Origin of the sequence: Reyranella sp. (assembly GCF_044224635.1) — a bacterium.
In the GTDB taxonomy this organism is placed as follows: domain Bacteria; phylum Pseudomonadota; class Alphaproteobacteria; order Reyranellales; family Reyranellaceae; genus Reyranella.
In genome coordinates this window covers 15453-38261 of sequence record NZ_JBGAKA010000068.1, presented here as the reverse complement: position 1 = coordinate 38261, position 22809 = coordinate 15453, and the positions used below count along the sequence as shown (strand labels likewise).

At 66.5% G+C, this 22809-nt stretch carries 21 protein-coding genes and 1 pseudogene; 11 read left to right on the top strand and 11 right to left on the bottom strand.

Features of this window, described 5'->3' with window-relative positions; all coding sequences use genetic code 11:
- Positions 1–214 precede the first annotated feature (214 nt).
- The 4 genes and pseudogenes from ACILR9_RS35120 (at position 215) to ACILR9_RS35105 (ending at position 3844) form a co-directional block, all read left to right on the top strand.
- The gene (locus tag ACILR9_RS35120; RefSeq protein WP_395714644.1) at positions 215–1240 is read left to right on the top strand and encodes an ABC transporter substrate-binding protein; all 1026 of its coding nucleotides are present in this window, start codon (positions 215–217) and stop codon (positions 1238–1240) included.
- Positions 1241–1680: 440 nt separating this feature from the next.
- Positions 1681–1815: pseudogene (locus tag ACILR9_RS35115) on the top strand (dienelactone hydrolase family protein); the annotation flags it as partial.
- A gap of 5 nt (positions 1816–1820) precedes the next feature.
- On the top strand, positions 1821–2480 hold the full coding sequence (locus tag ACILR9_RS35110; RefSeq protein ID WP_395714643.1) for a dienelactone hydrolase family protein: 660 nt from the start codon (positions 1821–1823) through the stop codon (positions 2478–2480).
- Positions 2441–3844, top strand: a complete 1404-nt coding sequence (locus tag ACILR9_RS35105; protein WP_395714642.1) for an MFS transporter — start codon at positions 2441–2443, stop codon at positions 3842–3844. Before ACILR9_RS35110 ends, ACILR9_RS35105 begins: the two co-directional genes overlap by 40 nt.
- A 335-nt stretch (positions 3845–4179) precedes the next feature.
- On the opposite strand, the gene ACILR9_RS35100 is transcribed toward ACILR9_RS35105, so the two are convergent.
- Positions 4180–4869, bottom strand: coding sequence for an RES family NAD+ phosphorylase (locus ACILR9_RS35100; RefSeq protein WP_395714641.1), 690 nt, complete (start codon positions 4867–4869; stop codon positions 4180–4182).
- Positions 4866–5270: an antitoxin Xre-like helix-turn-helix domain-containing protein gene (locus ACILR9_RS35095; protein ID WP_395714640.1), complete on the bottom strand. Its 405-nt coding sequence runs from the start codon at positions 5268–5270 to the stop codon at positions 4866–4868. Before ACILR9_RS35095 ends, ACILR9_RS35100 begins: the two co-directional genes overlap by 4 nt.
- A gap of 99 nt (positions 5271–5369) precedes the next feature.
- Here ACILR9_RS35095 and ACILR9_RS35090 point away from each other — a divergent pair, with 99 nt between their 5' ends.
- Together ACILR9_RS35090 and ACILR9_RS35085 are read left to right on the top strand one after the other, a co-directional pair.
- Positions 5370–5867 (top strand): DUF2165 family protein, encoded by a 498-nt coding sequence (locus tag ACILR9_RS35090; protein ID WP_395714646.1) that lies wholly within the window; start codon positions 5370–5372, stop codon positions 5865–5867.
- The gene (locus ACILR9_RS35085; protein WP_395714639.1) at positions 5864–6406 is read left to right on the top strand and encodes a nucleoside deaminase; all 543 of its coding nucleotides are present in this window, start codon (positions 5864–5866) and stop codon (positions 6404–6406) included. Before ACILR9_RS35090 ends, ACILR9_RS35085 begins: the two co-directional genes overlap by 4 nt.
- Before the next feature lie 297 nt (positions 6407–6703).
- Here ACILR9_RS35085 and ACILR9_RS35080 read toward each other — a convergent pair whose 3' ends face one another.
- Genes ACILR9_RS35080 through ACILR9_RS35065 form a run of 4 tightly spaced genes read right to left on the bottom strand, consistent with a single transcriptional unit; the run spans position 6704 to position 11344 of the window.
- Positions 6704–7672, bottom strand: a complete 969-nt coding sequence (locus tag ACILR9_RS35080) for a Bug family tripartite tricarboxylate transporter substrate binding protein (RefSeq protein ID WP_395714638.1) — start codon at positions 7670–7672, stop codon at positions 6704–6706.
- 25 nt (positions 7673–7697) lie between these two features.
- The gene (locus ACILR9_RS35075; protein ID WP_395714637.1) at positions 7698–9356 is read right to left on the bottom strand and encodes an ABC transporter permease; all 1659 of its coding nucleotides are present in this window, start codon (positions 9354–9356) and stop codon (positions 7698–7700) included.
- Complete coding sequence (locus ACILR9_RS35070) at positions 9353–10345, bottom strand: ABC transporter ATP-binding protein (RefSeq protein WP_395714636.1); 993 nt, start codon at positions 10343–10345, stop codon at positions 9353–9355. The genes ACILR9_RS35075 and ACILR9_RS35070 overlap by 4 nt, the downstream gene beginning before the upstream one ends.
- A complete protein-coding gene (locus ACILR9_RS35065; protein ID WP_395714635.1) occupies positions 10346–11344 on the bottom strand; it encodes an extracellular solute-binding protein in 999 nt (332 codons plus the stop codon).
- A 322-nt stretch (positions 11345–11666) separates the two neighbouring features.
- On the opposite strand from ACILR9_RS35065, the gene ACILR9_RS35060 reads away from it, so the two are divergent.
- The 3 genes from ACILR9_RS35060 to ACILR9_RS35050 all read left to right on the top strand — a co-directional run bounded on the left by ACILR9_RS35060 (position 11667) and on the right by ACILR9_RS35050 (position 15275).
- Positions 11667–12098, top strand: coding sequence for a DUF1801 domain-containing protein (locus ACILR9_RS35060; protein ID WP_395714634.1), 432 nt, complete (start codon positions 11667–11669; stop codon positions 12096–12098).
- A gap of 649 nt (positions 12099–12747) precedes the next feature.
- Entirely contained in the window at positions 12748–14382 is a 1635-nt protein-coding gene (locus ACILR9_RS35055; protein ID WP_395714633.1) for an amidohydrolase, read from the top strand.
- Positions 14379–15275, top strand: coding sequence for a CobW family GTP-binding protein (locus ACILR9_RS35050; RefSeq protein ID WP_395714632.1), 897 nt, complete (start codon positions 14379–14381; stop codon positions 15273–15275). The genes ACILR9_RS35055 and ACILR9_RS35050 overlap by 4 nt, the downstream gene beginning before the upstream one ends.
- A gap of 109 nt (positions 15276–15384) precedes the next feature.
- Here the strand turns inward: ACILR9_RS35050 and ACILR9_RS35045 are convergent, their stop codons facing one another.
- The gene (locus ACILR9_RS35045; RefSeq protein WP_395714631.1) at positions 15385–15960 is read right to left on the bottom strand and encodes a GNAT family N-acetyltransferase; all 576 of its coding nucleotides are present in this window, start codon (positions 15958–15960) and stop codon (positions 15385–15387) included.
- Between the two features lie 18 nt (positions 15961–15978).
- Between ACILR9_RS35045 and ACILR9_RS35040 the strand changes: the two genes are divergently transcribed.
- A complete protein-coding gene (locus ACILR9_RS35040; RefSeq protein WP_395714630.1) occupies positions 15979–16794 on the top strand; it encodes an SDR family NAD(P)-dependent oxidoreductase in 816 nt (271 codons plus the stop codon).
- On the opposite strand, the gene ACILR9_RS35035 is transcribed toward ACILR9_RS35040, so the two are convergent.
- Both ACILR9_RS35035 and ACILR9_RS35030 read right to left on the bottom strand, forming a co-directional pair.
- Complete coding sequence (locus tag ACILR9_RS35035; protein WP_395714629.1) at positions 16778–17869, bottom strand: AbrB family transcriptional regulator; 1092 nt, start codon at positions 17867–17869, stop codon at positions 16778–16780. The genes ACILR9_RS35040 and ACILR9_RS35035 overlap by 17 nt on opposite strands.
- Positions 17866–18648: an NAD kinase gene (locus tag ACILR9_RS35030; RefSeq protein WP_395714628.1), complete on the bottom strand. Its 783-nt coding sequence runs from the start codon at positions 18646–18648 to the stop codon at positions 17866–17868. Before ACILR9_RS35030 ends, ACILR9_RS35035 begins: the two co-directional genes overlap by 4 nt.
- Before the next feature lie 100 nt (positions 18649–18748).
- Between ACILR9_RS35030 and ACILR9_RS35025 the strand changes: the two genes are divergently transcribed.
- The gene (locus ACILR9_RS35025) at positions 18749–19627 is read left to right on the top strand and encodes a TauD/TfdA dioxygenase family protein (protein ID WP_395714627.1); all 879 of its coding nucleotides are present in this window, start codon (positions 18749–18751) and stop codon (positions 19625–19627) included.
- Between the two features lie 39 nt (positions 19628–19666).
- Here the strand turns inward: ACILR9_RS35025 and ACILR9_RS35020 are convergent, their stop codons facing one another.
- Both ACILR9_RS35020 and ACILR9_RS35015 read right to left on the bottom strand, forming a co-directional pair.
- Positions 19667–20860 (bottom strand): adenylate/guanylate cyclase domain-containing protein, encoded by a 1194-nt coding sequence (locus ACILR9_RS35020; protein WP_395714626.1) that lies wholly within the window; start codon positions 20858–20860, stop codon positions 19667–19669.
- 37 nt (positions 20861–20897) lie between these two features.
- The gene (locus ACILR9_RS35015; protein ID WP_395714625.1) at positions 20898–22715 is read right to left on the bottom strand and encodes a B12-binding domain-containing radical SAM protein; all 1818 of its coding nucleotides are present in this window, start codon (positions 22713–22715) and stop codon (positions 20898–20900) included.
- Positions 22716–22809 lie beyond the last annotated feature (94 nt).

Here is a 22809-nt window from a genome sequence, read left to right as displayed (position 1 = left end):
CGGCGCCGGGCGAGCTCGACCAGCTCTGCCTCGACAACATCGCCCGCTTCAAGCGGCCGAAGGACTACAGGTTCGTCGAGGCATTGCCGAAGAACAACTACGGCAAGATCCTCAAGACCGAGCTGCGCAAGCTGCTTTAGGGTCCATCGATTCGTGTGTCAGCCTTGCGGACAGCATGGTATGAGATTCGCGCGTGACTACAACCGGGGGAGTCATGCGGTCACTGACTTCAGCCATTTCATGGGTCATCCTCTGTCTGATGGTCCATGTCTGCGTGGCCTCGGCCCAGGAACCAGGCCGGGTCTATCGCGTCGCGTGGATGTGGCTTGGCCGGCCAGGCTGGGTCGCCCCGCCGCTCGAGAAATGGACAGGGCCTCCTGCCGCCTTTCGCGACGCCCTGCAGGAGCGAAGTTACGTCGGGGGAAAGAACCTCATCATCGATATACGCAGCGCCGAGGGCGATGCGTCCCGATACCCGGCTCTGGCTGAGGTGCTCGTTGCCACGCGACCCGATGTGCTGATCACGGTCGGGGGAACGGCACCCTTGGCAGCGGCCATGCGGGCGACCAGGACCATACCCATCGTTTTTTTCAACGCCGGCAATGTCGTCGAACGGGGGATCGTAAAAGGCCTCGTCGACCACGACCCCAACGTGACAGGCATGAACTCCCAGCAGAGCTACGCCAAGACGTGGCAGCTCCTGCGCAACGCCGCGCCGACCGTCCGCCGCATTGGGTTCGTCGCCTATGCGCCAAACGCCTGGGCCTACAACAACACGCCAGACAATCGCGCGGCGAGGATGGCGAAGATCGCAAGCGATGCTGCGAGCGTCGGTCTGGAGGTGGTCGATCTGTTTGTCGATAGCCTCGACGAGCTGGAGCCCAAGATCGACGCGCTGGCCGGTGGCGGCGACGCCGCGCTCTTTCTGTCTGCTGACCCGGTGCTGCACTCGTGGAGCACCAGGATCATGGAGATGGCTATGCGCCATCGCCTGCCGACTACCTGCAGTGAAAACTGGGGCGCTGCAGGTTGCGTGATTTCCTACCACCCAGACACTCACGAGATCTTCCGCCATGCGGCCGCACAGGTCGCGAAGATCCTGAGCGGTACCAAGGCCGCCGACATCCCTATCGGGCAGTCCATGAAATTCAAGCTCACCATTAACCTGAAGACCGCGAAAGCGTTGGATCTCACGGTGCCAACACCGCTGTTCGCGTTGGCAGACGAGGTGATCGACTAAGCCACTTTTTCGCTGCCTGGCACCATGATGGGACAGTTGGGGCCGTCCTTGTGCGCAGGCCTTCCCGTGATCCCCGTGAGACTTGTTCTGGCTCACGGCCTGCGAGTGACAGGGCTCTTGGATGAGCAGCGACACGCAAGGGTCGTAACTCGCCGACTCGCTCGTGTCGATCGAGCTGAAGCACGCTTGCGCTATTGACGATGTGCACTTGGCGCAGTGCCTGAACGATCTCGAGATAACCGGGCGGCCGCTATGCCCGCTGCTCGACTTCGGCAAGTCCGGTGTTTGCGATTCGGAGAGTCTTGCTCCGAGTCTGACGGCCCCGTCTTCATCTGTGTTCATCTGTGTTCATCTGTGGCTAAATTCGTCCGTGGCCATTGCTGTTTCGCATCCAAGGCAGTTGAAGTTGCCTTCGACACGCAAAGAAGGAGGAGAAAGACATGGGCAGCATGATCGACTTCAAGCGTCCCGACGGCTCGACCTGCAAAGGCTATCTGGCCGAGGCGGGCGCCGGAAAGCCCGGCATCATCGTGATCCAGGAATGGTGGGGCCTGAACGACCAGATCAAGGGCATCGCGACATGGGCAGCATGATCGACTTCAAGCGTCCCGACGGCTCGACCTGCAAAGGCTATCTGGCCGAGGCGGGCGCCGGAAAGCCCGGCATCATCGTGATCCAGGAATGGTGGGGCCTGAACGACCAGATCAAGGGCATCGCCGACCGGCTCGCCGCCGCCGGCTACAACGCGCTGGCGCCCGACCTCTACAAGGGCCGCGTGACGCAGAAGCCGGACGAGGCCAACCATCTGATGACCGGCCTCGATTTCGTCGGCGCGTCGGACCAGGACATCGCCGGCGCGGTCAAGCATCTCGCGGCGAGCAGCCGCAAGGTCGGCGTGATGGGCTTCTGCCTGGGCGGCGCGCTCACCATCGCTGCGGCGGCGCGCGTGCCGGGCATCGCCTGCGGCGTGCCGTTCTACGGCATCCCGCCGGGGCAGCTCGCCGATCCGGCCAAGATCACCATCCCGATAGAAGGTCACTTCGCCAACACCGACGATTGGTGCACGCCGCAGCTCGTCAACGACTTCGAGAAGGCGATGACGGTCGCCGGCAACAAGCCGTCGATCTTCCGCTACGACGCGGCACACGCCTTCGCCAACGAGACCAGCGCCGCCTATAACGCGACCGCGGCCCAGCAGGCGTGGCAGCGCACCATGGCGTTCCTGGGCAAGCACCTCTGACGCGGCCAGCTTTCGGGCTCGCCATCGTCGGGCTGGGCGCCTCGCTCGCTCCGCTCGACATTGCCGTCAACGTCGCCCTGCCCGACATCACCCGCCACTTCCGGCTGGTGCTGGGCGACGTCCAGTGGCTGGTGATCTGCTATGTGCTGGTCTACGGCTCGCTCATGCTGGTGTGCGGCAAGCTGGGCGATCTGTTCGGCCATCGCCTGATCTTCCGCACCGGGCTGGCGATCTCGGCGATCGGCTGCGCGGCGTGCGCGGCGGCGCCTGACTGGCCGCTCTTCCTGTGGGCGCGCGCCAGCCAGGGCATCGGCACGGCGCTGGCGCTCTCCTGCACGCCGGCGCTCGCGACCTCGCTGTATCCGGAGAGCGCCCGCACGCGAGCCCTCGCAGGCTTTGCCAGCAGCATGGCGATCGCGTCGGCTGTCGGCCCCTTCCTTGGCGGCGCGCTGGTCGAGCTGTGGGGCTGGCCTGCGGTCTACTGGGTGCGTGTGCCGATCGCGCTCGCCGCCCTCGCGCTGTCCGGCCTGCTGCCCGCGCCGAAACCCAATCCGCGGCCGTTCGACGCCCTGGGCGCAGTCCTGCTTGCGCTCTGCATGAGCACGCTCCTGCTGTCGCTCGTCCTGTCGCAGCGTCGCGAGGTCCCGGGGCTGTGGCCGGCTGCGCTGTTCGTCGCCGCGCTCGTCCTGCTCTTCTTCTATGTGCGTCGCGCCGGACAGGTGCCGGAGCCGATCATCCGGCCTGGCCTGTTCGCCGATCCGGCTTTCGCCGTTCCCAACGCCATGAATGCGCTCGCCAATCTCGCGGGCTTCTCGATCCTGCTGCTGACGCCGTACTACTTGGTGAACGTGCTGAAGCTGTCTGCGCTGATGAGTGGCCTGGTGCTGGCCCTGGCTTATGCTGGCAGCTTGACGGGCGCACCCTTGTCGGCCTGGCTGGTGCGCCGGATCGGCCAGCGACCGACGGCATTCGTCGGCGTCGCGTTCGTCGGTCTCGGCCTGCTGCCGCTTGGCTTCACCGATGCCGCCACGCCGCTGGTCGTCGTGGCGGTGCTTCTGATCCTCGAGGGCATCGGCCAGGGGCTCTTGACCGTGGCCTACACTGACATCGTGACAGCGACCCTGGCGCAGCGTGACCGCGGCGTCGCCGGCAGCTTGGCGCTCCTGACCCGCACGCTGGGCATCGTGAGCGGCGCCTCGGTCCTCACCGCCCTGCAGGCGCATGGCGCCGGCGAGCTCACCGGCATCGAAGGTTTCCTCGCCGGCTATCGCTTTGCCTTCGTTGCCGCGGGTGGCGGCCTGCTCGCCGTGCTGGCACTGTCGCGGTTGGTGCCGGGAGCGTGGGCCGCCAGAACGAATGGCTGAAGCAACGGGCTAAGGTGGACTTCGTCGATCTCCGACAATGAGTCGAACGAATGTGCCAATGCAGCGTTGGCGCGACTGACATGCCGGGAAGCACGCATCCCCAAGTTGCTCGCTGCTATAGGCTGATAGTTCCAGGTAGAGACCCATGGCCGCCCGGTGGCGTGCCGTGCGGTCACTTGTCAATTCGATACGCATCCCCGTCTCCTCGTTCATGGTTTTCCCACGCCAAGAACGCCAAATCCTCAACGCTGATCACTGCAGTCGCGTCGAACCCCGGTCCGATCCTCATCGTAGATGCGAGGTCACTGTTACATCAATGTCGTCGAAGCGCGTGCTCATGTGCCTTCACCAAGCGCCCACTTTTCGTACACAGAACTGACGCGCCGCCCATCCCACACGTAGCAGAGATGCCGTTCCTGGCGGCAGTTCGACAGCAGGCGGGCGCGGAACACGGCGACGCACTGCCCGTCCCGACGACGTACGCTGTCGTAGGCAATTCCGTTCGAGCCGTCCTTGCGCAGCGTTGCCGCCAGATGCTGTGCGGCTGCATAGTTGTCGTCGTGGTAGACGAGCGGATACTCAGCTTTTCGGCTGCGCAGGTCGTGCAGCGCCGCCCTCAGGTCGACGAGATAGACGCGCATGTCGAGCTCCATGCGGCCCTCTCCGGTGGCGCGCATGAAGCGTTCGCGATGATGCGTCGTCTCCGCGATGGCTGTATCCAGAGCGTCTGCGGCATAGAACACGCCATAGGTGCCGTCGGCGAAGCGGCTGCCCTCTGGGTTGAGGTGCGTAAACGCCGCCATGATGACGCTGGAGCCGGGGCCGCTGACGCGATCCTCCGGCGGGACGAGAAAGATGTCGCCGACCTCGTCCCTCAACCGCGGGTTCGTCAGGGATTCGACGGCAAAGATCGCCTCGAGGTCGCCGGGATCCGTCACACGCTCGAACAGCTGGATGGGCGGAAACCGGCTGGGGATGATTCGCCAACCCGGTCTCCAGGTGACCTGGGTGACAGGAGGGCTCAACCCCAGCCGCCACGCTGGGCATCGAGATACTGCCGTACAACGAAAAGATCGGAGACGTGGCCCGACAGCATGCGATCGAGAGCAGATCGGCCGCCGAACAGGGGCGCCGCGTTGGCGCGTTTCACCCAGGAATCGGCGGCCTTCTCGTCGGGCAGCAGTGTCTGGAGCGCCTTGTAGATGCCGAGGATATAGGAAATGCGCTCCAACGTGTCCTTTGGCAGAACGGCGTTCGAGTCCTTCTTCCACTTGAAGTAGGTCGAGCGGGCGGCGATGCCGAGCAAGATCATCTGCTTGTCGACGGACAGGTCCCAAAGCTCGGCGATACGGAAGAAAGTGCGAAGGGCAGGGCCGGACAGCCTCTTGCGGTCAATTGCCAATGGCGGATGCGTCTGGATAGACATATGAGAATCCAGTATTGGACTACACTGGACAGATAGTCCACTTTCACACTACTTCAAGGCCCCCTCGTGGCGGCTGATGCGGGGAGGCTCGACGTGGTGCTGGCGGTCCGGCTGGTGAAGGTCGTCATGGTCGCCGCAACAGCGATCTTCGCGTTGCTGGTTGCCGTCGACAACGTCATCGACTACGGCACGAACTACGAGTTCGTGCGCCATACGCTCAGCATGGACACGACCTTTCCCGGCAATGCGTTGAGGTGGCGGGCGATCACCAGCCCCACCGTGTGGGCTGTGGCCTATTGGGCGATCATCGCCGCGGAGGCGGTGACCGGGCTTCTGCTTGCCTGGTCCACCCTGCGACTCGCGGCAGGGTTGCGTGGCCCTGCCGGGACGTTCAACGCCGCAAAGTGTCTCGTCATGGTCGGAGTTGGCGTGGGCTTCCTGCTATGGTTCGGCGGCTTCATGGTTGTCGGCGGTGAATGGTTCGAGATGTGGCAGTCGAAGCGCTGGAACGGCCAGGAAGCGGCGTTCCGGTTCTACATCACGCTGCTGGCCGTCGCGATCTTCGTCAATCAACCCGATGGGGAGCTGAAGGCATGATCTCCAAGCGCGCGCTCCTGCTGTCCGCCGGAGCCCTGGTGTGCCTGCCCGGCGGCCGTCCGGCGCGCGCCGCCCTGCCGCCGATCTCGCGCGAGCAGCACGAGAAGGCGATGCGCGCGGCGATCGAGGAGGCGCGCAAGAATCCCGTCTACCCGTTCGGAGCGGTGATCGCGCGGGCGGACAGCGGCGAGATCGTCGCCCGCGGCGTCAATGACGGCCGCGCCAATCCGATCCTGCATGGCGAGATCGCCTGCATGAATGATTACGTCCGCCTGCACGGCAACCGTGACTGGGCCCAGTGCGTGCTCTACACGACCGGCGAGCCGTGCTCGATGTGCATGAGCGCCCTGGCCTGGGCCGGCATCGGCGGCACGGTCTTCGCCTCGTCGATCGACGCCATCCGCCGCGCCGGAATCAGCCAAATCGACATCAGGGCACAGGCCGTGATCGACGCCGCGCCGTTCTATAAGGGAATGCTGCTGGGCGGCGTGCTCGCCGGCGAGACGGATCGGATGTTCATGGATCGGAAAAGGAATTGAACTCATGCTCTTCCGGACCGCGAGCGTCTCCCTCGCTCATGCTGGGAGCGCGCCACTCTGAGGCGCTCTTGTCATCCTCCTCCCCAGCTTCGCTGGGGAGGTGCCCCGTCATACGGGGCGGAGGGGTCATAGGCCCCCTCACGTGACTTATGACCCCTCCGTCCGCGATTACGCGGACACCTCCCCAACTTCGTTGGGGAGGAATATGAGAAGAGCGCCACAGAGTGGCGCGCTTCCAGCAAAGATTCATGAGCGAGCGAGACGCTTGCGGTCCGGAAGATGACGGGTCATTGAAGCTCAAATCTTGATGTTCCCCTTGGTGATGATCTCGCCGAACATCCTGGTCTCGTTGGTGATGGTGGTGCGAAAGTCGGCGGGGCCGAGGTAGGTCACGCGCAAGCCGCCGGCGTGCGCCTTCTGGGCGATGTCGGGCGAGCGCAGGGACTCGGCAATCGCCTTGTCGAGGCGGGCCACGACCTCCGGCGGCGTGCCGGCGGGCGCCAGGATGCCGAACCACGAATCGCCGCCGTCCTTGCCGTAGCCCTGCTCCATCAGGGTTGGGATTTCCGGGAAATCGGGATGGCGCACTTCCGACAGCATTGCGAGGCCCACCAGCTTGCCCGCCTTCACGTGCGGCAGGCAGGTCTGGTCGAACTGGGCCTGGACCTCGCCGGCGACGAGGGCGTTGGTGGCCGGGGCACTGCCTCGATAGGGCACGTGGGTCATCTTGATGCCGGCCTCGAAGCACAGCCGCTCGCCGAACAGGTGGGTGATGGTCGCGAGGCCGGACGAGCCGAAATTGACCTTGCCGGGGTTGGCTTTGCAGTAGGCCACGAACTCGGCGAGCGTGCGCGCCGGCACCGAGGGATGGATGGCCATGATGCCCCACGACGTCGCCATGCGCGACACGGTGAGGAAGTCCTTTTCCGGGTCGAACGGGATCGGCTGCAGATGGCGGGTGATGCAGACCATCGCCGTCGTGGTGGTGAGGAAGGTGTGGCTGTCGGGCGTCTGGTTCTTCAGGTACTCGGCGCCGATCATGCCGGACGCGCCCGCCTTGTTGTCGAAGATGACCGGCTGGCCGAGGATCTGCGCCGCGCGCTCGACGACGATGCGCGTCGAGACGTCTGAAGGCCCGCCCGGCGGATAGGGGATGACGATGCGCAGCGGCTTGCTGGGCCATTCCTGGGCAGCAGCCGGCCCTGCCGCCACCGATTGGGCCGCGGCTGCGGCGAGTGCAGTGCCGATGAAAACGCGACGACGCATGATGTCCTCCCGGGATTTGGTCTTGTCAGAGCATCGATAGCTCGTATCGCCGGACCAGACGGTAGAGCAACAAGATGGGCACGAGCGTGACGACGATCACGGTCGAGGCGGCGGCGGTGGCGAGGCCGGCGCCGCTGCCTTCCAGCGCCTGGAACATCACGACCGTCATGGTGCGCCACGGGCCGCTGTAGAGCACCACCGTGGCGCTGAGCTCGGACGCCACCGTCACCCAGGTCAGCACCACGCCGCTCAGGATACCGCCCAGCATCAGCGGCACGACGATGCGCAGAAAGGTCTGCAGCGGCGAGCGCCCGAGGCTCACCGAGGCCTCCTCGAGCGAGGCGTCGATCTGGTGGACGATGGCGCTGGCCGAGCGCACGGCGAACGGCACCTTGCGCACGCTGTAGGCCAGCACGAGGATCAGCGGCCCTCCCGTCAGCACCAGGAAGCCGCTGTTGAACGACACCACGAAGCCGATCGCCAGCACCGTGCCCGCCACCGCGAAGGGCAGGGTGGCGACGACGTCGAGCAGGGTGGCGATGCCGGAACGGAAGCGCGTCACCGTGTAGCCGATCGGCACGCCGACCAGGGTGACGCAGAGCGCCGCCAGGCTGGCGAACAGCAGGGTGTTGAACAGCGGCCGCAGCGAGCGGTCGAACAGCGCGGCGAAGTTGGCCAGGCTGAAGTTGGGATGCAGCACCGGGCCGCGGAACTCCATGAAGGAGAGTACGATGATGGCGAGGAACGGCACCAGGGCCAGGAAGACGATGGTCCAGCAGTAGAGCGTCGCCGCCGCCTGCAGGCCGCGACCGATCTTGAGGATCGGCGGCGCCTGGCGGGCGTTGGTGGCGAAGCGGCGGGCCGACAGGAAGCGGCGCTGGACCAGCAGGACTGCCGCTGTGGTCAGGATCAGCAGCACGCCCAAAACGCCGGCCGAGGCGGGATTGGGGGCGGTCTCGCCGATGAACAGCTTGAAGGCCTCGACGGCGAAGATCGGCATGTCCTCGGCCAGCACGAACGGCACGCCGAAATTCTCCAGGGTCTCGATGAAGACCAGCAGCGCGCCGGCCAGGATCGCCGGCAGCACGATCGGCAGGGTCACCGTCCACACGGTGCGGCGCGGCGAGGAGCCCAGCCCCTGGGCTGCTTCCTCCATCGAGACGTCGACCGCCTTGAAGGCAGCGATGGTCGGCAGCAGGACGTAGGGATAGAGCGTCAGCGTGTAGACCAGCACGATGCCGCCGGCGCCGTAGATCGAGCCGAAGCCGATGTCACACGACTGCAGCCAGCGCGTGACGATGCCGGAACGGCCGAGCAGCAGGACGATGGCGTAGGCGCTGACGAACGACGGCAGCACCAGCGGCAGGGCGGCGAGCGCCAGGATCGCCGACTTGCCCGGGACGGGCAGGCGGGCGAGGGCAAAGGCAAACGGCACGGCGAGCGCCGTCGTGATCACCGTGGCGGCCAGGCCGATGCCCAGGGTGTTCAGGATGGCCGTGCGATAGAACGGCCGGCCCAGCATCCTGGTGTAGTTGGCGAGGGTGAGCTTCTCGCCGTCGGCGTCGAGCAGGCTGGCGCTGAAGACGTTGAACAGCGGATAGAGCAGGAACAGGCCGAGGAACAGCAGGCCCAGCGCCGTGATGGCGAGCGGCAGGCGCTTGCCGTGCGGGATCGCCAAGGTCACGGCAGCACCGTGAGCCGCGCCGGGTCGTAGGCCAGAGTGATCGAAGCGCCGGCCTGCAACGCCAGGCCGGGCTGGTCGAGCAGAGCGGCCTTCACCAGCGTGCCGTCGGGCAGGGCCATGTCGAGGCGCACCAGCGGGCCCAGCAGCTCGAGGCGGGCCAGCGTGCCGGCGAGCCGCGGCCAGTCGGCCGGCGCGTCGCCGGCGAGCCGCAGCGCCTCGGGCCTGAGCGAAACCAGCTTCTCGCCGGCGCGGTCCAGCGCGCTGCCGGCCAGCAGGTTGGTGGTGCCCATGAACTCGGCAGCGAAGCGCGACACCGGATGGCGGTAGATGTCGACCGGGACGCCGACCTGCTCCAGCCGGCCGGCATTCATCAGGGCGATGCGGTCGGATACCGACATCGCCTCCTCCTGGTCGTGGGTGACGTAGATCGCGGTGATGCCGAGCGACTTCTGCAGCTCGCGGATCTCGGTGCGCATGTTGACGCGCAACCTTGCGTCGAGGTTGGAGAGCGGCTCGTCGAACAGCAGGACCTGCGGGCGGATGACCAGGGCGCGCGCGATGGCCACGCGCTGCAGCTGGCCGCCCGACAGCTGGTGCGGCCAGCGCGCGCCGTAGCCGGAGAGCTGGACCAGGGCCAGCGCCTCGTCGACCCGCCTGTCGATCTCCGTGCCCGCCACCTTGCGGGCCTTGAGGCCGTAGGCGACGTTGCCGGCGACGGTGAGGTTGGGGAACACGGCATAGTTCTGGAACACCATGCCGATGTCGCGCACGTGCGCCGGCAGCTGGTCGATGCGCGTGCGGCCGAAGCGGATCGCGCCGCGGTCGAGCTCGCAGAAGCCGGCGATCATGCGCAACAGCGTGGTCTTGCCGCAGCCCGACGGCCCGAGCAGGGTGAAGAACTCGCCGTCGCCGACGGTGAGGTCGACTTGGTCGACGGCGCGGACTGTCCCGAAGCTCCGGCTGACGCCGGAAATGACGATTTCGGCCACTCAGCGCGAATCCTGGATGACGTCCTTGATCTTCTCCAGGGTCTTGGCGCGCTTCTCGGTCCAGCCCTCTTCGTCGTAGTTGACCAGCTTGACCTGGGACAGCGGCGGCAGGCCGCCGGGCAGGCTGCTGAGGTCGAGATCGTTGCGCGTCGGCCGGCGGAAGGTCGCCTTGAGGATCATCTCGCGAACGGCCTTGCGGTTGATGTAGTCGACGAAGATCCGGGCGTTCTCGGTGTTGGGGCCGCCCTTGATGACGGCCACGCCCTCCATCGACGCCGTGGTGCCGTCGCTGGGATAGACCACCTTGACCGGCGCGCCGCCCGCCGCCCACAGCGGGCCGGCATACTCGAGCGAGATGCCGAGCGGATACTCGCCGTTGCCGACGCCCTGGAACACCAGGGACGAACGGTTCAGCACCTTCATGTTGCGGAACAGGTCGCCGACCTTCTTCCACCCGGCGTCGCCGCCGCCCCACAAATCGACCAGCATGGTGACGGTGGCGTAGGCCGAGCCGGAGTTGGCCGGATCGGTGAAGGCGATCTTGCCCTTCCACTTGGGATCGAGCAGGTCGGCCCAACTCTTCGGACCGTCGGCCGCCGGCAGCATCCTGGTGTTCTGCAGGATCACCAGGAGATGCAGGTTGTTGCCGATCCAGAGATTGTCCGGGTCGCGGAACTCGGCCGGCGTGGCGTCGATGTTCTTGGAGGCGTAGGGCTCGAACAGCGCCTTGTTGGTCTGCAGCAGGGAGCGGCTGACGCCCCACACGATGTCGCCCAGCGGCCGCGCCTTCTCGGCCTGCAGGCGGCGCATGACGACGCCCGATCCGGCCGCCACCGGCTCGACCTCGATGCCGGTCTCCTTGCGGAAATCGCCGAACACCAGGTCGTTCAGCGTGCTGTCGTTGGAGGTGTAGACGACGAGCTTCTTCGACGCCTGTGCCGCGAGCGGCGCGGCGAGCAGCGTGAGCGGCACGGCGCCGATGAATGTACGACGAAACATGATGCGATGACCCCTGAAGCTCCCCTCGCGGGGCAGGGCATTCCATATGGGCGCTCTCTCCTTTTCCTCCCCAGCTTTGCTGGGGAGGTGTCGCCGTCAAAGGCGTTTGGCCGCACGGCGGCCAAAAGCCGATACGGCGACGGAGGGGTCATGAGCAGCGGGACTGCGGCCCATGACCCCTCCGCCCCCGATTACGGGGGCACCTCCCCAGCTTTGCTGGGGAGGAGAATGAAAAGCGCGCCCATACGCGAATGCCCTGCCTCGCTCGGCAGCATTCCACGCCGCGCTCCGGGCCGCCAGCCCCCGTGCTAAGGTCGTGCGGATGAGGCGATTCACCGATGCCCGCGTGGCGGCGATCTTCGAGACCTATCCACCGGCGGTGCGCAAGCGCCTGGCGACCCTGCGCGCGCTGGTGCTCGAGACCGCCCGGCAGACCGACGGCGTCGGCCGGCTGACCGAGACGGTGAAATGGGGCCAGCCCAGTTATCTCACGGAAGAGTCCGGCAGCGGCACCACCGTGCGCATCGACCGCCTGAAGGCGGGCGACGGCTATGCGATCTACTTCCACTGCCAGAGCGGCCTGGTCGAAGAATTCCGCCAGCTCTATCCCGATACCTTCCGCTTCCAGGGCAATCGGGCCATCGTCTTCGATGCGACCGAGACGCCTCCGTCGCGCGAGCTGGGTCACTGCATCGCGCTCGCTCTCACCCACCATGCGCGCAAGCGCAGGCCGCGGCAGACTGCCCGGCGCTGACGGCACTGGGCATTCGTCTGTGAGAATTCGGCTTGCGTGGACCGGATTGGGGCGATTTTTGCCGCGACTCCGCGGGACCTGGATTGACGTCGGGAAGATCTCGCCTAGCTTGGCAGAGGCTGGCGACCAATCGTTGCCGGCGACTGCGCGACATCAGGGAGGATGGATCATGCGCAAGTTCGCGGTTGTTGCCGAGGTCGCTTTCGGCCGCTTCGGCGCCTGCGGCTCGCGGGCGAATGGGGTGTTCGTCTGCGGGCGAGAGAGGCCAACGCTGCGTGCCCGTCTGACGCAAGAGCGTCCGGCTGACGCAAGATCACCTTCGAGGTTCTTCTTGCGTCAGTCGCAAGTGCTTGATTCCAAAGGGCGCTGACGCAACTGACGCAACTGACGCACAATCCGGCCGCGAAAAATCTTCGAACGAATTCCCTCACTCTTATGATGGGCACGCCCTTCGGGCGGCTTTGCAAAGGGGTCGTTCTATTCGGCCGGACATCGTGATGAACTGCCACGACAGGAAGCGACACATCGCAAGCCGCGCGTCGACGGCCCAAGCGGCGTCCGCCCGGGCGCGTGTTATGGTGCATCCCGTGGGGTTGGGCAGTCGCCGCAAGCGCCCATTGGCAGTTCGCAGGGAAGGCGCGTTTTCGAGATGAGCATCACCGTCTATTCGGCCCGTCGCATCCTGACGATGAATCCCGACCGGCCCTCGGTCAGCCATGTCGCGGTGCGCGACGGGCGCATCCTGGGCGCCGGTCCGCTCGAAGAGCTCCGCGGCTGGGGCAAGGTCGAGCTCGACGAGCGCTTTGCCGACAAGGTGATCCTGCCGGGCTTCGTCGAGGGCCACAGCCACGCCTACGAGGGCGGCGTGTGGAAGTTTCCCTATGTCGGCTATTTCGATCGCGTCAGTCCCGACGGCGCGCGCTCCAAGGGCCTGAAGAGCATCGACGAGGTCGTGGCCGCCCTGCAGGTCGCCGAGAAGAGCCTGCCCAAGGGGGCGCCGCTGCTCGCCTGGGGGTTCGATCCGATCTATTTCGGCGGCCGGCGGATGAACCTCGCGGACACCGACCGGATCTCGACCGATCGTCCCGTCGTCGTCATCCATTCCAACTTCCATGTCGCCAACGCCAATAGCGCGGTGATGGCCAAGGCCGGCATCACGCGCAGCACCAACGTGCACGGCATCGTCAAGGACGCGCACGGCGAGCCGACTGGCGAGCTTCAGGAAATGACGGCCAAGTACATGGCCTACCGTGCCGCGGGCGTCGAGCTGGCGGCGGTGCTGTCGGACGAGCAGGCGGTGTGGCGCTTCGCGCGCGTCGCCCAGCTCGCCGGCGTCACCACCGCCACCGACCTGCACAACGAGCTGCCGGACAGCACCGTCGAAGGGTACCTGAAGGCGAGCGCGTCGGAGGAGTTTCCGCTGCGCCTGTTGCCGGCCTTCGCCGCCGCTTCCGTTCCGCCTGAAGAGGGCATTGCCCGCCTAAAATCGCTGATGAAGCGCAACAACGACCGGCTGCGCTTCCAGCTGGTCAAGATCGTGACCGACGGCTCGATCCAGGGCCTGTCGGCGCGCATGCGCTGGCCCGGCTACTACGACGGCACGCCCAACGGCGTGTGGAACATCGGGCCGGACGACATCGACCGCCTCCTGCTGGCCTGGCACCGCGCCGGCTTCCAGGTGCACATCCACACCAACGGCGACGAGGCCTCCGAGGTCGCGATCGAGGCGGTCGAGCGCGCGCTGGCGTTGGCGCCGCGCTGGGATCATCGCCACACCCTGCAGCATGCGCAGATGGCCGACGCCGGCCAGTTCCGCCGGATGAAGGCGCTCGGCATGTGCGCCAACCTGTTCGCCAACCACCTCTTCTATTGGGGCGACATCCACTACGCCAGGACGCTGGGCCCGGAGCGCGCCGAGCGCATGGACGCCTGCGGCACGGCGCTGGCGACCGGCGTGCCGTTCGCCATCCATTGCGATGCGCCGGTGACGCCGATCGGCCCGCTGTTCACCGCCTGGTGCGCGGTCAACCGGTTGACCGCATCGGGCCGCACCCTGGGCGCGGCCGAGAAGATCTCCGTCGCCGAGGCGCTGCGTGCCATCACGCTCGGTGCGGCCTACACGCTGAAGCTCGACGAGGAGCTGGGCAGCATCGACGTCGGCAAGCGCGCCGACTTCGCCATCCTCGACGATGATCCGCTGGCGATCGCGCCCGACAAGCTCAAGGATGTCGGCGTGTGGGGCACCATGCTGGGCGGCAGGATCTTCCAAGCGCGCAAGGCGTGAGCGAGCGCATCCCCTTCACCGTCATCGGCGGCTTCCTGGGAGCCGGCAAGACGACCCTGCTCAATCGCCTGTTGCGCGGTGCTGCGGGGCGACGCTTTGCCGTCATGGTCAACGATTTCGGCGCCCTCGATATCGACGGCCGGCTGGTGGCCGAGCATGCTGGCGACACCATCGCGCTCGCCAACGGCTGCCTGTGCTGCACGATCGGCGATTCGCTGGTGACGACGCTGCTCGCCCTGCTCGACGGCGAGCGGCGCTTCGACCACATCGTCGTCGAGGCGTCGGGCGTGGCCGATCCCGGCCGCATCGCCGATCTCGCGGTGATCGAGCCGCGCCTGCAGCGCGACGGTGTGATCGTGATGGTCGATGCCGGCGAGGTGCGCCAGCGCGCCGCCGATCGGAGGATCGGCGATACCATCACCCGCCAGCTCGCCGCCGCCGATCTGCTGGTGCTGAACAAGACCGATCTCGCCGACGATCTGGCGTTGCTGCGCGGCTGGCTCGCGACCCGGTCGCCGGCGCCGGTCCTCGAGGCGCGGCATGCCGACGTGCCGGTCGATCTCCTGTTCGGCCTGGAGCAGCGCGGCGCCCCGTCTGCCGGCGAGCCGGCAGACGTTTTCGCCAGCTGGTCCTACGAATGGCCCGACCCGGTCGACCGCGCCAGCGTGCTGGCGATGCTGCGCGACGCCCCGGGTCTGCTGCGTGCCAAGGGCATCCTGCGCTTCGCCGACTCTCCCGACCGGCGCACGGTGGTCCATCTCGTGGGCCGCAGGCTCGACGTCACCGACGACGGCCCCTGGCCCGCCGGCACGGCGTCGCGGCTGGTGCTGCTGGGGGTGAAGGCCGGCATCCTCGATTTCTCGGGGCGCACACACCCACTCTTGTCGTCCTGAACGCAGCGAAGGATCTCATCGCCAGAAGCACCAGAGTACGTTTGTGGCAGGCGGCGATGAGGTCCTTCGCCGCGCTCAGGACGACAAAAAAGCGGCTCGGGAACCGTCCTCAGGAGGAGGTGGGGGCTGTTGAGCCAGGCTGCCTGACGGCAAAATACTCCTCCGCCAGGAGCGCATAGAAATACTCGTCCCACCAGTCGCCCGTCGGGCGAGGAATGCAGGCGCGGAAGTGGCCTTCGCGACGCATGCCGAGCTTTTCCATCACGCGCCAGGAGGCGACGTTCTCGGGCTGGCAGGTCGCGATGACGCGATGGCAGCCGAGCGCCTCGAACGCGCAGGCGAGCAGCGACCACGCCGCTTCGGTCGCATAGCCTTGCCGCTGATGCCGGGCATCGAGCACCCAACCGATCTCCCAGGTGCGCGGCACGAGCCACGGATGGAACACCATGTGCCCGACGAATTCGCCGGACCCTGCCAGCAGCATCGCCAGCTCCCTGGGATTGTCGCCGGCATTCATCTCGGCGAACGCCGTCGCTCCCGCTTCGTCGAGCATGCCCTCGGGAAGCCAAGCTGTGACCGACGGATCCGACATGTAGCGATGGATCGCCGGCCAGTCGTCGACCACGATGGGTCGCAAGACGAGGCGCGATGTCGTACGAGGGGAGAAGCTCACGCGCGCGAGCATAGCAGGGAGGAGCGGCATATGGCCGGCAGGTTGAAGGACAAGGTGGCGATCGTGGTCGGGGCGGGATCGATCGGGCCCGGCTGGGGCAACGGCAAGTGCACGGCCGTCACCTTCGCCCGCGAGGGGGCGAAAGTGTTCTGCGTCGATCGCAAGCGCGCCGCTGCCGAGGAGACCGTCGGCCTGATCGCCAACGACGGCGGCGAGGCGGTGGCCTTCGAGGCCGATGCGTCGAAGAACGCCGACGTCAAGGCGATGGTCGATGCCTGCCTCGCCAGATGGGGCCGCGTCGATGTGCTCGACAACAATGTCGGCATCGGCTCGACCGGCGGGCCGGTCGAGCTCAGCGAGGACGAATGGCACCGCGTGTTCGACGTCAACGTGAAGAGCTTCTTCCTCACCGCCAAGCACGTGCTGCCGGTCATGGAGAAGCAGGGCAAGGGCGCCATCGTGAACGTGAGCTCGATCGCCTCGATCCGCAGCCCCAAGGGCATCGCCTACATCGCCTACAACGCCAGCAAGGGCGCGGTGAACTCGCTGACGCTGGCCATCGCCTCGCAGTACGCCGACAAGGGCATCCGCTGCAACGCCATCCTGCCCGGCCTGATGCACACGCCGATGATCGACTTCCTGGCCGAGCAGTACGCGCGCGGCGAGAAGGACCACAACCAGGCCTACGACAAGATGATCGCCATCCGCGACCGCGCCTCGCCGACCGGCAAGATGGGCACCGGCTGGGATACTGCCAATGCCGCGCTGTATCTCGCCTCGGACGAAGCGGCCTATGTCAACGGCCACCTGCTGGTGGTCGACGGCGGGATCACCGCTCGCGCCTGAGCCCGAAGCGGAAGACGAACGGGCCGGTCAGGATGATCAGGAACAATCGGAAGAGGTGATGGGTCGCCACCATGGCGATCTCGACGCCGAGTGCCAGCCCGATCAGGCTCATCTCGGCGAAGCCGCCCGGGGCGTAGCTCAGCACTGTGGCGTCGAGGTCGAGGCCGGTGATGGCCACGGTGATCTTGGCGAACACGACCGCACAGACGATCAGCAGGATCGCGGCGCCGATCGAGGCGGCCATCTCCTTGTGCAGGCGATCGATCGCGGCGCCGACGAAGCGGCAGCCGATGCCGGTGCCCATGACGATCTGGGCGGCGGCGACAAGCTCGCCGGGCGGCTTGGAATCGGTGACGCCGGAGAGATGGACGATGGCGCTCAGGATCATCGGCCCCATCATGAAGCTCGCCGGCAGGCGCAGCAGCCGGCCGAGGAGGGCGCCCGCGATGCCGCACGCCGTGAGGATGGCGTAGTCCTGCCAGTCATAGCTCGAGGGGCCGTGCGTCATGGTGAGCACGCTGGTCTGCGCGCCGTTGACCAGCCGGTACCAGACCGGGATGGTGAGCACGACCGTCAGGATGCGCAACGCGTGGGCGAGGGCGATCGATCGCTCCTCGCCGCCCATGGCGCCGCCCATGATGGTCATGTCGTTCAGCCCGCCCGGCATGGCGGCGAAGTAGCAGGTTGGCTTGTCCCAGTCAGTGAAGCGGCGGAACCACAGGTAGCTCAGCGTCGCGCCGGTCATGGTCATGCCGGTCAGCACGACGAGGCTGACCGCCCATTGGCCGAGCCGCTGCACGAGGTCGGGCGTGAAGCCGGCGCCCAGCAGCACGCCCATGATGATGATCATGCCCTGGCGCAGGCGTATGCGCATGCCGATGCGCAGGCCGGAGAAGGCCGCGACCGTCGAGAACACGCAGGCGCCCAGCATCCAGGCGAGCGGCATGCGCAGGTAGTCGAAGACGAAGCCGCCGAGCGTGCCGATCACCAGGGCGAGCAGCAGCGGCTTCAGGCCCTCGTGGCCGATGATGCGCTTCTTCTCGGGCTTGAAGGGGATCGGCTGCGGCCTACTCAAGGATCGAACTGCTCCTTGAGGATGCGCTCCTCGAGATCGTGCTCGGGATCGAACAGCAGGGTGAGGGCGATATCGGTCGCCTCGGTGATCGTGACCTTGACGACGTTGGCGATCTCGACCGAATCGGCCGCGGCCGCAACTGGACGCTTGCGCGGGTCGAGCACGGTGAGCTCGACCTCGGAATGGTGCGGCAGCAGCGCCCCGCGCCAGCGCCGCGGCCGGAAGGCGTTGATCGGCGTCAGCGCCAGCAGGCCCGCGCCGAGCGGCAGGATAGGGCCGTGCGCCGACAGGTTGTAGGCCGTCGAGCCGGCCGGCGTCGCCACCAGGATGCCGTCGCAATAGAGGTCGGGCAGGCGCGGACGCCCGTCGACCGCGACGGCGATGCGGGCGGTCTGGCGGCTCGAGCGCAGCAGCGACACCTCGTTGATTGCGATCACGTCGGCGGTCTTGCCGCGGTTGTTGGTCGCCACCATGCGTAGCGGGGTGAGCGTGACCTGGCGCGCCTTCTTGAGGCGCTGCAGCAGGCCCGGCTCCTTGTAGGTGTTGAGCAGGAAGCCGACGGTGCCGAGATTCATGCCGTAGATCGGCGTGCGCCGACGCATGTTGCTGTGCAGGGCTTGCAGCATCAGGCCGTCGCCGCCCAGCGCCACGATGATGTCGGCCTGGGCCGGGCTCACGGCGCCATAGCGGCGCACCAACCGGTCGCGCGCCGCCCGGGCGGTCGACGTCGGGGCACAAACGAAGGCGAGGCGGGGAGCGGTCGAGTTGAGGGACGCCATCGGGATGTCTGCAATGCCATCTATGCAAGAGTCGTACTATAGTGGCCAGTTGTCGCGTGGCGATAAGCTACCCATGAAGGAAGCGTCGAGGAGGAGTGCGATGGAACTGGTTCCGCTGGGGCCCGGGTTCGGGGTCGAGGTGAAGGGCGTGAGCATGCTCGACGTCGCCACCGATGCCGAGGCCTACAAGGCCGTGCGTGCCGCCTTCGAGACCCATTCCCTGCTGGTGTTCCGCGACCAGCCGATCGCCGACGACATCCAGGTCGCCTACAGCCGCGCCTTCGGTCCGCTGGAGCTCACCAAGGCGGCCTCGCTCGGCGCCCACAGCTTCTACTCGCGACTGACCAATATCGGCGAGAAGGGCGAAATCGTGCCGCCCGACCACCGCCAGGTGCTGGTCGCCCAGGCCAATGCACTTTGGCACACCGATTCTTCCTTCAAGAAGACGCCGGCGCTCGCCTCGGTGCTCACTGCCCGCGTGCTGCCGGGCGCCGACGGCGACACCGAGTTCACATCGACGCGGCTCGCCTGGGATCGCTTGCCGGCCGATCTGCAAGGCCGGCTCAAGGATGCCGTAGCCACGCATTCCTATGCCAACAGCCGCGACCAGATTCACCCCGACCTCGCCAACGCCGAGGAGCGCAAGGCGCTGCCGCCGGTGCGCTGGCGTCTCAATTGGCGAAATCCGACCAACGATCGGCGGGCGCTCTATGTGGCCAGTCACGCCTATGCGATCGACGGCATGGACGACCGCGACGCCCGGCAGCTGCTGGCCCAGCTGCTCGACGAGGCGACACGGCGCGAGTTCGTCTACGTCCACAAATGGCGCCAGGGCGATGCCGTGATGTGGGACAACCGCGCCATGCTGCACCGTGGCCGGCCATGGGACTACACCAAGGAACGCTCGATGATCCGCACCACCATCTCGGCCACCGATGCCGATGGCCTCAGCGAGGTCAAGCCGCCGGTGCTGCATTAATTCTTTTCCTCCCCAACTTCGTTGGGGAGGATGATGAAGTCACGCCGAGATGCCGCGGACGCCGTAGACCTCCTGCGGCTCGTCGATGTCCTTCAGCGCATGATGGCCAAGCGAGCCGATGGCGTTCTGCGGCAGCAGGCGGGCCATCGCGTCCGAGACAACGAGCGATCGGTTGAGCTCGGCACAGAGCTTCTCGAGGCGAGAGGCGAAGTTGACGGCAGGGCCGATCACCGTGAAGTCGAGCCGCTTGCTGGCGCCGATGTTGCCGAACATCACCTCGCCGATATGCAGCGCCAAGCCGAAGCGTACCTCGATCTCGCCGGCGGCGGCGCGCGCGACATTCAGGGTGGCGATGGTCTCGGCCGCCGCCGCGGCGGCCCACAACGCGCGGGTCGCGGTCGCCGACCGCTCGGCCGGGGACGGGACGGGAAACATCGCCAGCATTCCATCGCCCAAGAATTTCAGGATCTCGCCGCCAGCCGCTGTCACGGCCTCGCCGGTGGCGCCGAAATAGTCGTTGAGGAGGGTGATGACGGCGTCGCGCGGAAGGCTGTCGGAGGCCCGCGTGAAGCCGCGCAGGTCGCTGTACCAGATCACCGCTTCGATGGTCTGGCCGTCGCCGCGCTTGACCTCGCCGGCCAGGATGCGCCGACCGGCGGCGCGGCCGACATAGGCGTCGAGCAGGTTCTCGGCGGTGTCGCGCAGGGAATGGATCTCGACGATGCGCGTGAAGGCGAACTGCAGCAGGAACATGCGGTCGAGGTCCGCTGCCAAGAAACCGCCCGGCGCATCCGAAACGATGCTGAGGGCGTCGACATGCCCTGTCGTGAACAGCAGCGGCAGGGCGACGTAGTCGGTGGCGCCCTGGCTCTTGAGCTGTTTCAGGATCGGCGCCTGCGGCTCGACCTCGGCAAGGTGCACGCGGATGGTCTTGAGTTCCTCGAACACCTTGGGCAGCGGATTGTCGAGGTACTCGGAGCGTTGCCTGAGGCCCGGCCCGGCGGCGGCAACCTCGACGCCGCGGCCGCGCCGCCAGAAATAGGCCTTGCCGTCCAATTCCGGATGCAGGGTGAATTGAAAATAAGCGAGTCGGCAGAGGGGAATTCCGGCGGCCAGCAACCGCTCTCCGGCGGCCCCTATCAGCTCGCCGGTGTCGGCAATGCGATAGGCCTCGGTGACGAACCAGAGCGCCAGCGGGTCGCGGTACACGCTGTTCGGGGTGCCGTCGTCCATGCCGGGAGAATAGCGCCGGCGGCCGGCGCTGCGGCGACTATTCTGCGGCTTCCAGGCGCTGGACGTTGTTGGCGGCCGCCACCTTGGCGCGCGCCAGATCCTCGCCGCGCCGCTTGCTGAGGGCGGCTTCGCCGCCCGCCGTGTCGGTGAACAGGGCGAGCTTGTCGAGATCCTCCTCGACCACCGGCGAAAGGGCGAGGTCCATGTATTCGTGGCGCCTGGGGTCGTTCCTCACCTTCTGGCCGATGCGCCAGCCCTGCCAAGCGAGCCGGCCGTAGATCTTGAGCTTTTTCCAGGATGCCAGCGCCAGCTTCCAGTGAAACACGCCGACCGGCTCGATCGGCATGCCGTAACGCCGATCGCGGCGATACTTCATGCGCACGATGCCGCCTTCCAGCGGATGGATGCCCTCGGCCTCGAACATGATCTTGAACATGGTCATGAACTGGGCCGGCTCGGCCGGATTGCGGCCGGGGATCGAGCCGTGCCGGCGGGCCACGGTCTCGATATGCTCGGGCGTGTAGTAGGTCCGCCAGGCATCGCGATAGGTCTGCTCGTACTCGGCGTCACTCATCTTGGGATGATGGACGACGCGATGATGCAGGTCGTATTTGTTGAGGTCGGGATCCATCCACACGCCCTGCTTCCAGAGCTTCTGGTGATCCTCGGAGCCGGGCAGCGGGGTGAGCATGAACAGCTCGAGGATGTCGAGCGGCAGCTCCTTCTTGATGATCTCCATGTCGCGCAGGATCGATTCGCGCGTATCGCCCGGGAAACCCAGAATGTACCCTGCCCAGGTCGAGGCACCGCTGGTATGCCAAGCCTGCAGCATCTTGCGGTACTCGGTGATCTTGTTCTGGCGCTTCTTGGCGGCCAGCAGGTTGTCCGGGTTGACGTTCTCCAGGCCGATGAACACCCGGTAGACGCCGGCCCAGCGAGCCTTCTCGATGAAGCGCGGGATGCGATGGCATTGCGTGTCGACCTGGATGATCAGGGACACCGCGATGCCTTCGTTCTCCTTGAGCTCGATCAGCCGGTCGAAGAACGCCTCCCAGTGCCGGTTGCGGGCCATGTTGTCGTCGGTGATGAAGAACGACGTGATACCCTGCTTGTAGTTCTCGCGAACGATGTCCTCGAGGTCGTCGGCATTGCGGAACCGGCTCTTGCGGCCCTGGACGTTGATGATGGTGCAGAACGAGCACTGGAAGGGGCAGCCGCGACCGAGATCGAAGCTCGACTTGCGGCCCTCGTTGCGGGCCAGCGCGGCCGGCGGCAGGCGCGGCGTCGGCGCCCGTTCGATGCCCGGCAGATCGTTCATGTAGTTGTAGAGCGGCTTCAGCGTGCCGTTCCAGGCATGCTGGAGGATCTCGTCGAGCCGGCCTTCCTCGGCCTCGCCGGCGAAGATCGTGATGCCCATGTCCATGGCAGCCTGGATCTCGGGCGGTATGACCGGCAGCATCGACAGGCAACCGGCAGCGTGGAAACCGCCCATCGCCACCGGCAGGCCGGCGGCAATGAACTGGCGGGCGAGGTCCACCGCGCGGGGAAATTGATTGGATTGGACGCCGACCAGGCAGATCAGGGCCTTGCTGCCGCTGCGCTTGACGTCGGCGGTGATCCGGTCGGCCCGCACGCGCGTATTCGTCTCATCGTATGGTCGAAGGACAATGTCGACATCCGGTCCGAGAACCTGCCGGGCCCGACAGTCTTCGCCCAGCCCATAGAGAGCGGCCAAGGTGTTCGACGGGATGTGGGATCGCAGCCAAGTGATGGGATAGCCGTCGTCATCGTAGTGCGTCGGCTTGATCATCACCAATTGAAAGGTGGTCTTCGTCACGTTCACGGCACCGCCCATTGCGGATCACTCCAAAAGCGAACAACCCGCATGCGGTCCGGTCGTGTGTATCTCACCGCTTAACGGCATCCCAAATTCACAATGCTCTGAGCCG

What these genes read in the sequence shown, in the direction of transcription:
- ACILR9_RS35120 (WP_395714644.1), top strand. Translation starts at nt 215, where the DNA reads ATGCGGTCACTGACTTCAGCCATTTCATGGGTCATCCTCTGTCTGATG.
- ACILR9_RS35110 (WP_395714643.1), top strand. Translation starts at nt 1,821, where the DNA reads ATGGGCAGCATGATCGACTTCAAGCGTCCCGACGGCTCGACCTGCAAA.
- ACILR9_RS35095 (WP_395714640.1), bottom strand. Translation starts at nt 5,270, where the DNA reads ATGTCTATCCAGACGCATCCGCCATTGGCAATTGACCGCAAGAGGCTG.
- ACILR9_RS35085 (WP_395714639.1), top strand. Translation starts at nt 5,864, where the DNA reads ATGATCTCCAAGCGCGCGCTCCTGCTGTCCGCCGGAGCCCTGGTGTGC.
- ACILR9_RS35080 (WP_395714638.1), bottom strand. Translation starts at nt 7,672, where the DNA reads ATGCGTCGTCGCGTTTTCATCGGCACTGCACTCGCCGCAGCCGCGGCC.
- ACILR9_RS35065 (WP_395714635.1), bottom strand. Translation starts at nt 11,344, where the DNA reads ATGTTTCGTCGTACATTCATCGGCGCCGTGCCGCTCACGCTGCTCGCC.
- ACILR9_RS35060 (WP_395714634.1), top strand. Translation starts at nt 11,667, where the DNA reads ATGAGGCGATTCACCGATGCCCGCGTGGCGGCGATCTTCGAGACCTAT.
- ACILR9_RS35055 (WP_395714633.1), top strand. Translation starts at nt 12,748, where the DNA reads ATGAGCATCACCGTCTATTCGGCCCGTCGCATCCTGACGATGAATCCC.
- ACILR9_RS35045 (WP_395714631.1), bottom strand. Translation starts at nt 15,960, where the DNA reads ATGCTCGCGCGCGTGAGCTTCTCCCCTCGTACGACATCGCGCCTCGTC.
- ACILR9_RS35040 (WP_395714630.1), top strand. Translation starts at nt 15,979, where the DNA reads ATGGCCGGCAGGTTGAAGGACAAGGTGGCGATCGTGGTCGGGGCGGGA.
- ACILR9_RS35030 (WP_395714628.1), bottom strand. Translation starts at nt 18,648, where the DNA reads ATGGCGTCCCTCAACTCGACCGCTCCCCGCCTCGCCTTCGTTTGTGCC.
- ACILR9_RS35025 (WP_395714627.1), top strand. Translation starts at nt 18,749, where the DNA reads ATGGAACTGGTTCCGCTGGGGCCCGGGTTCGGGGTCGAGGTGAAGGGC.
- ACILR9_RS35020 (WP_395714626.1), bottom strand. Translation starts at nt 20,860, where the DNA reads ATGGACGACGGCACCCCGAACAGCGTGTACCGCGACCCGCTGGCGCTC.
- ACILR9_RS35015 (WP_395714625.1), bottom strand. Translation starts at nt 22,715, where the DNA reads ATGGGCGGTGCCGTGAACGTGACGAAGACCACCTTTCAATTGGTGATG.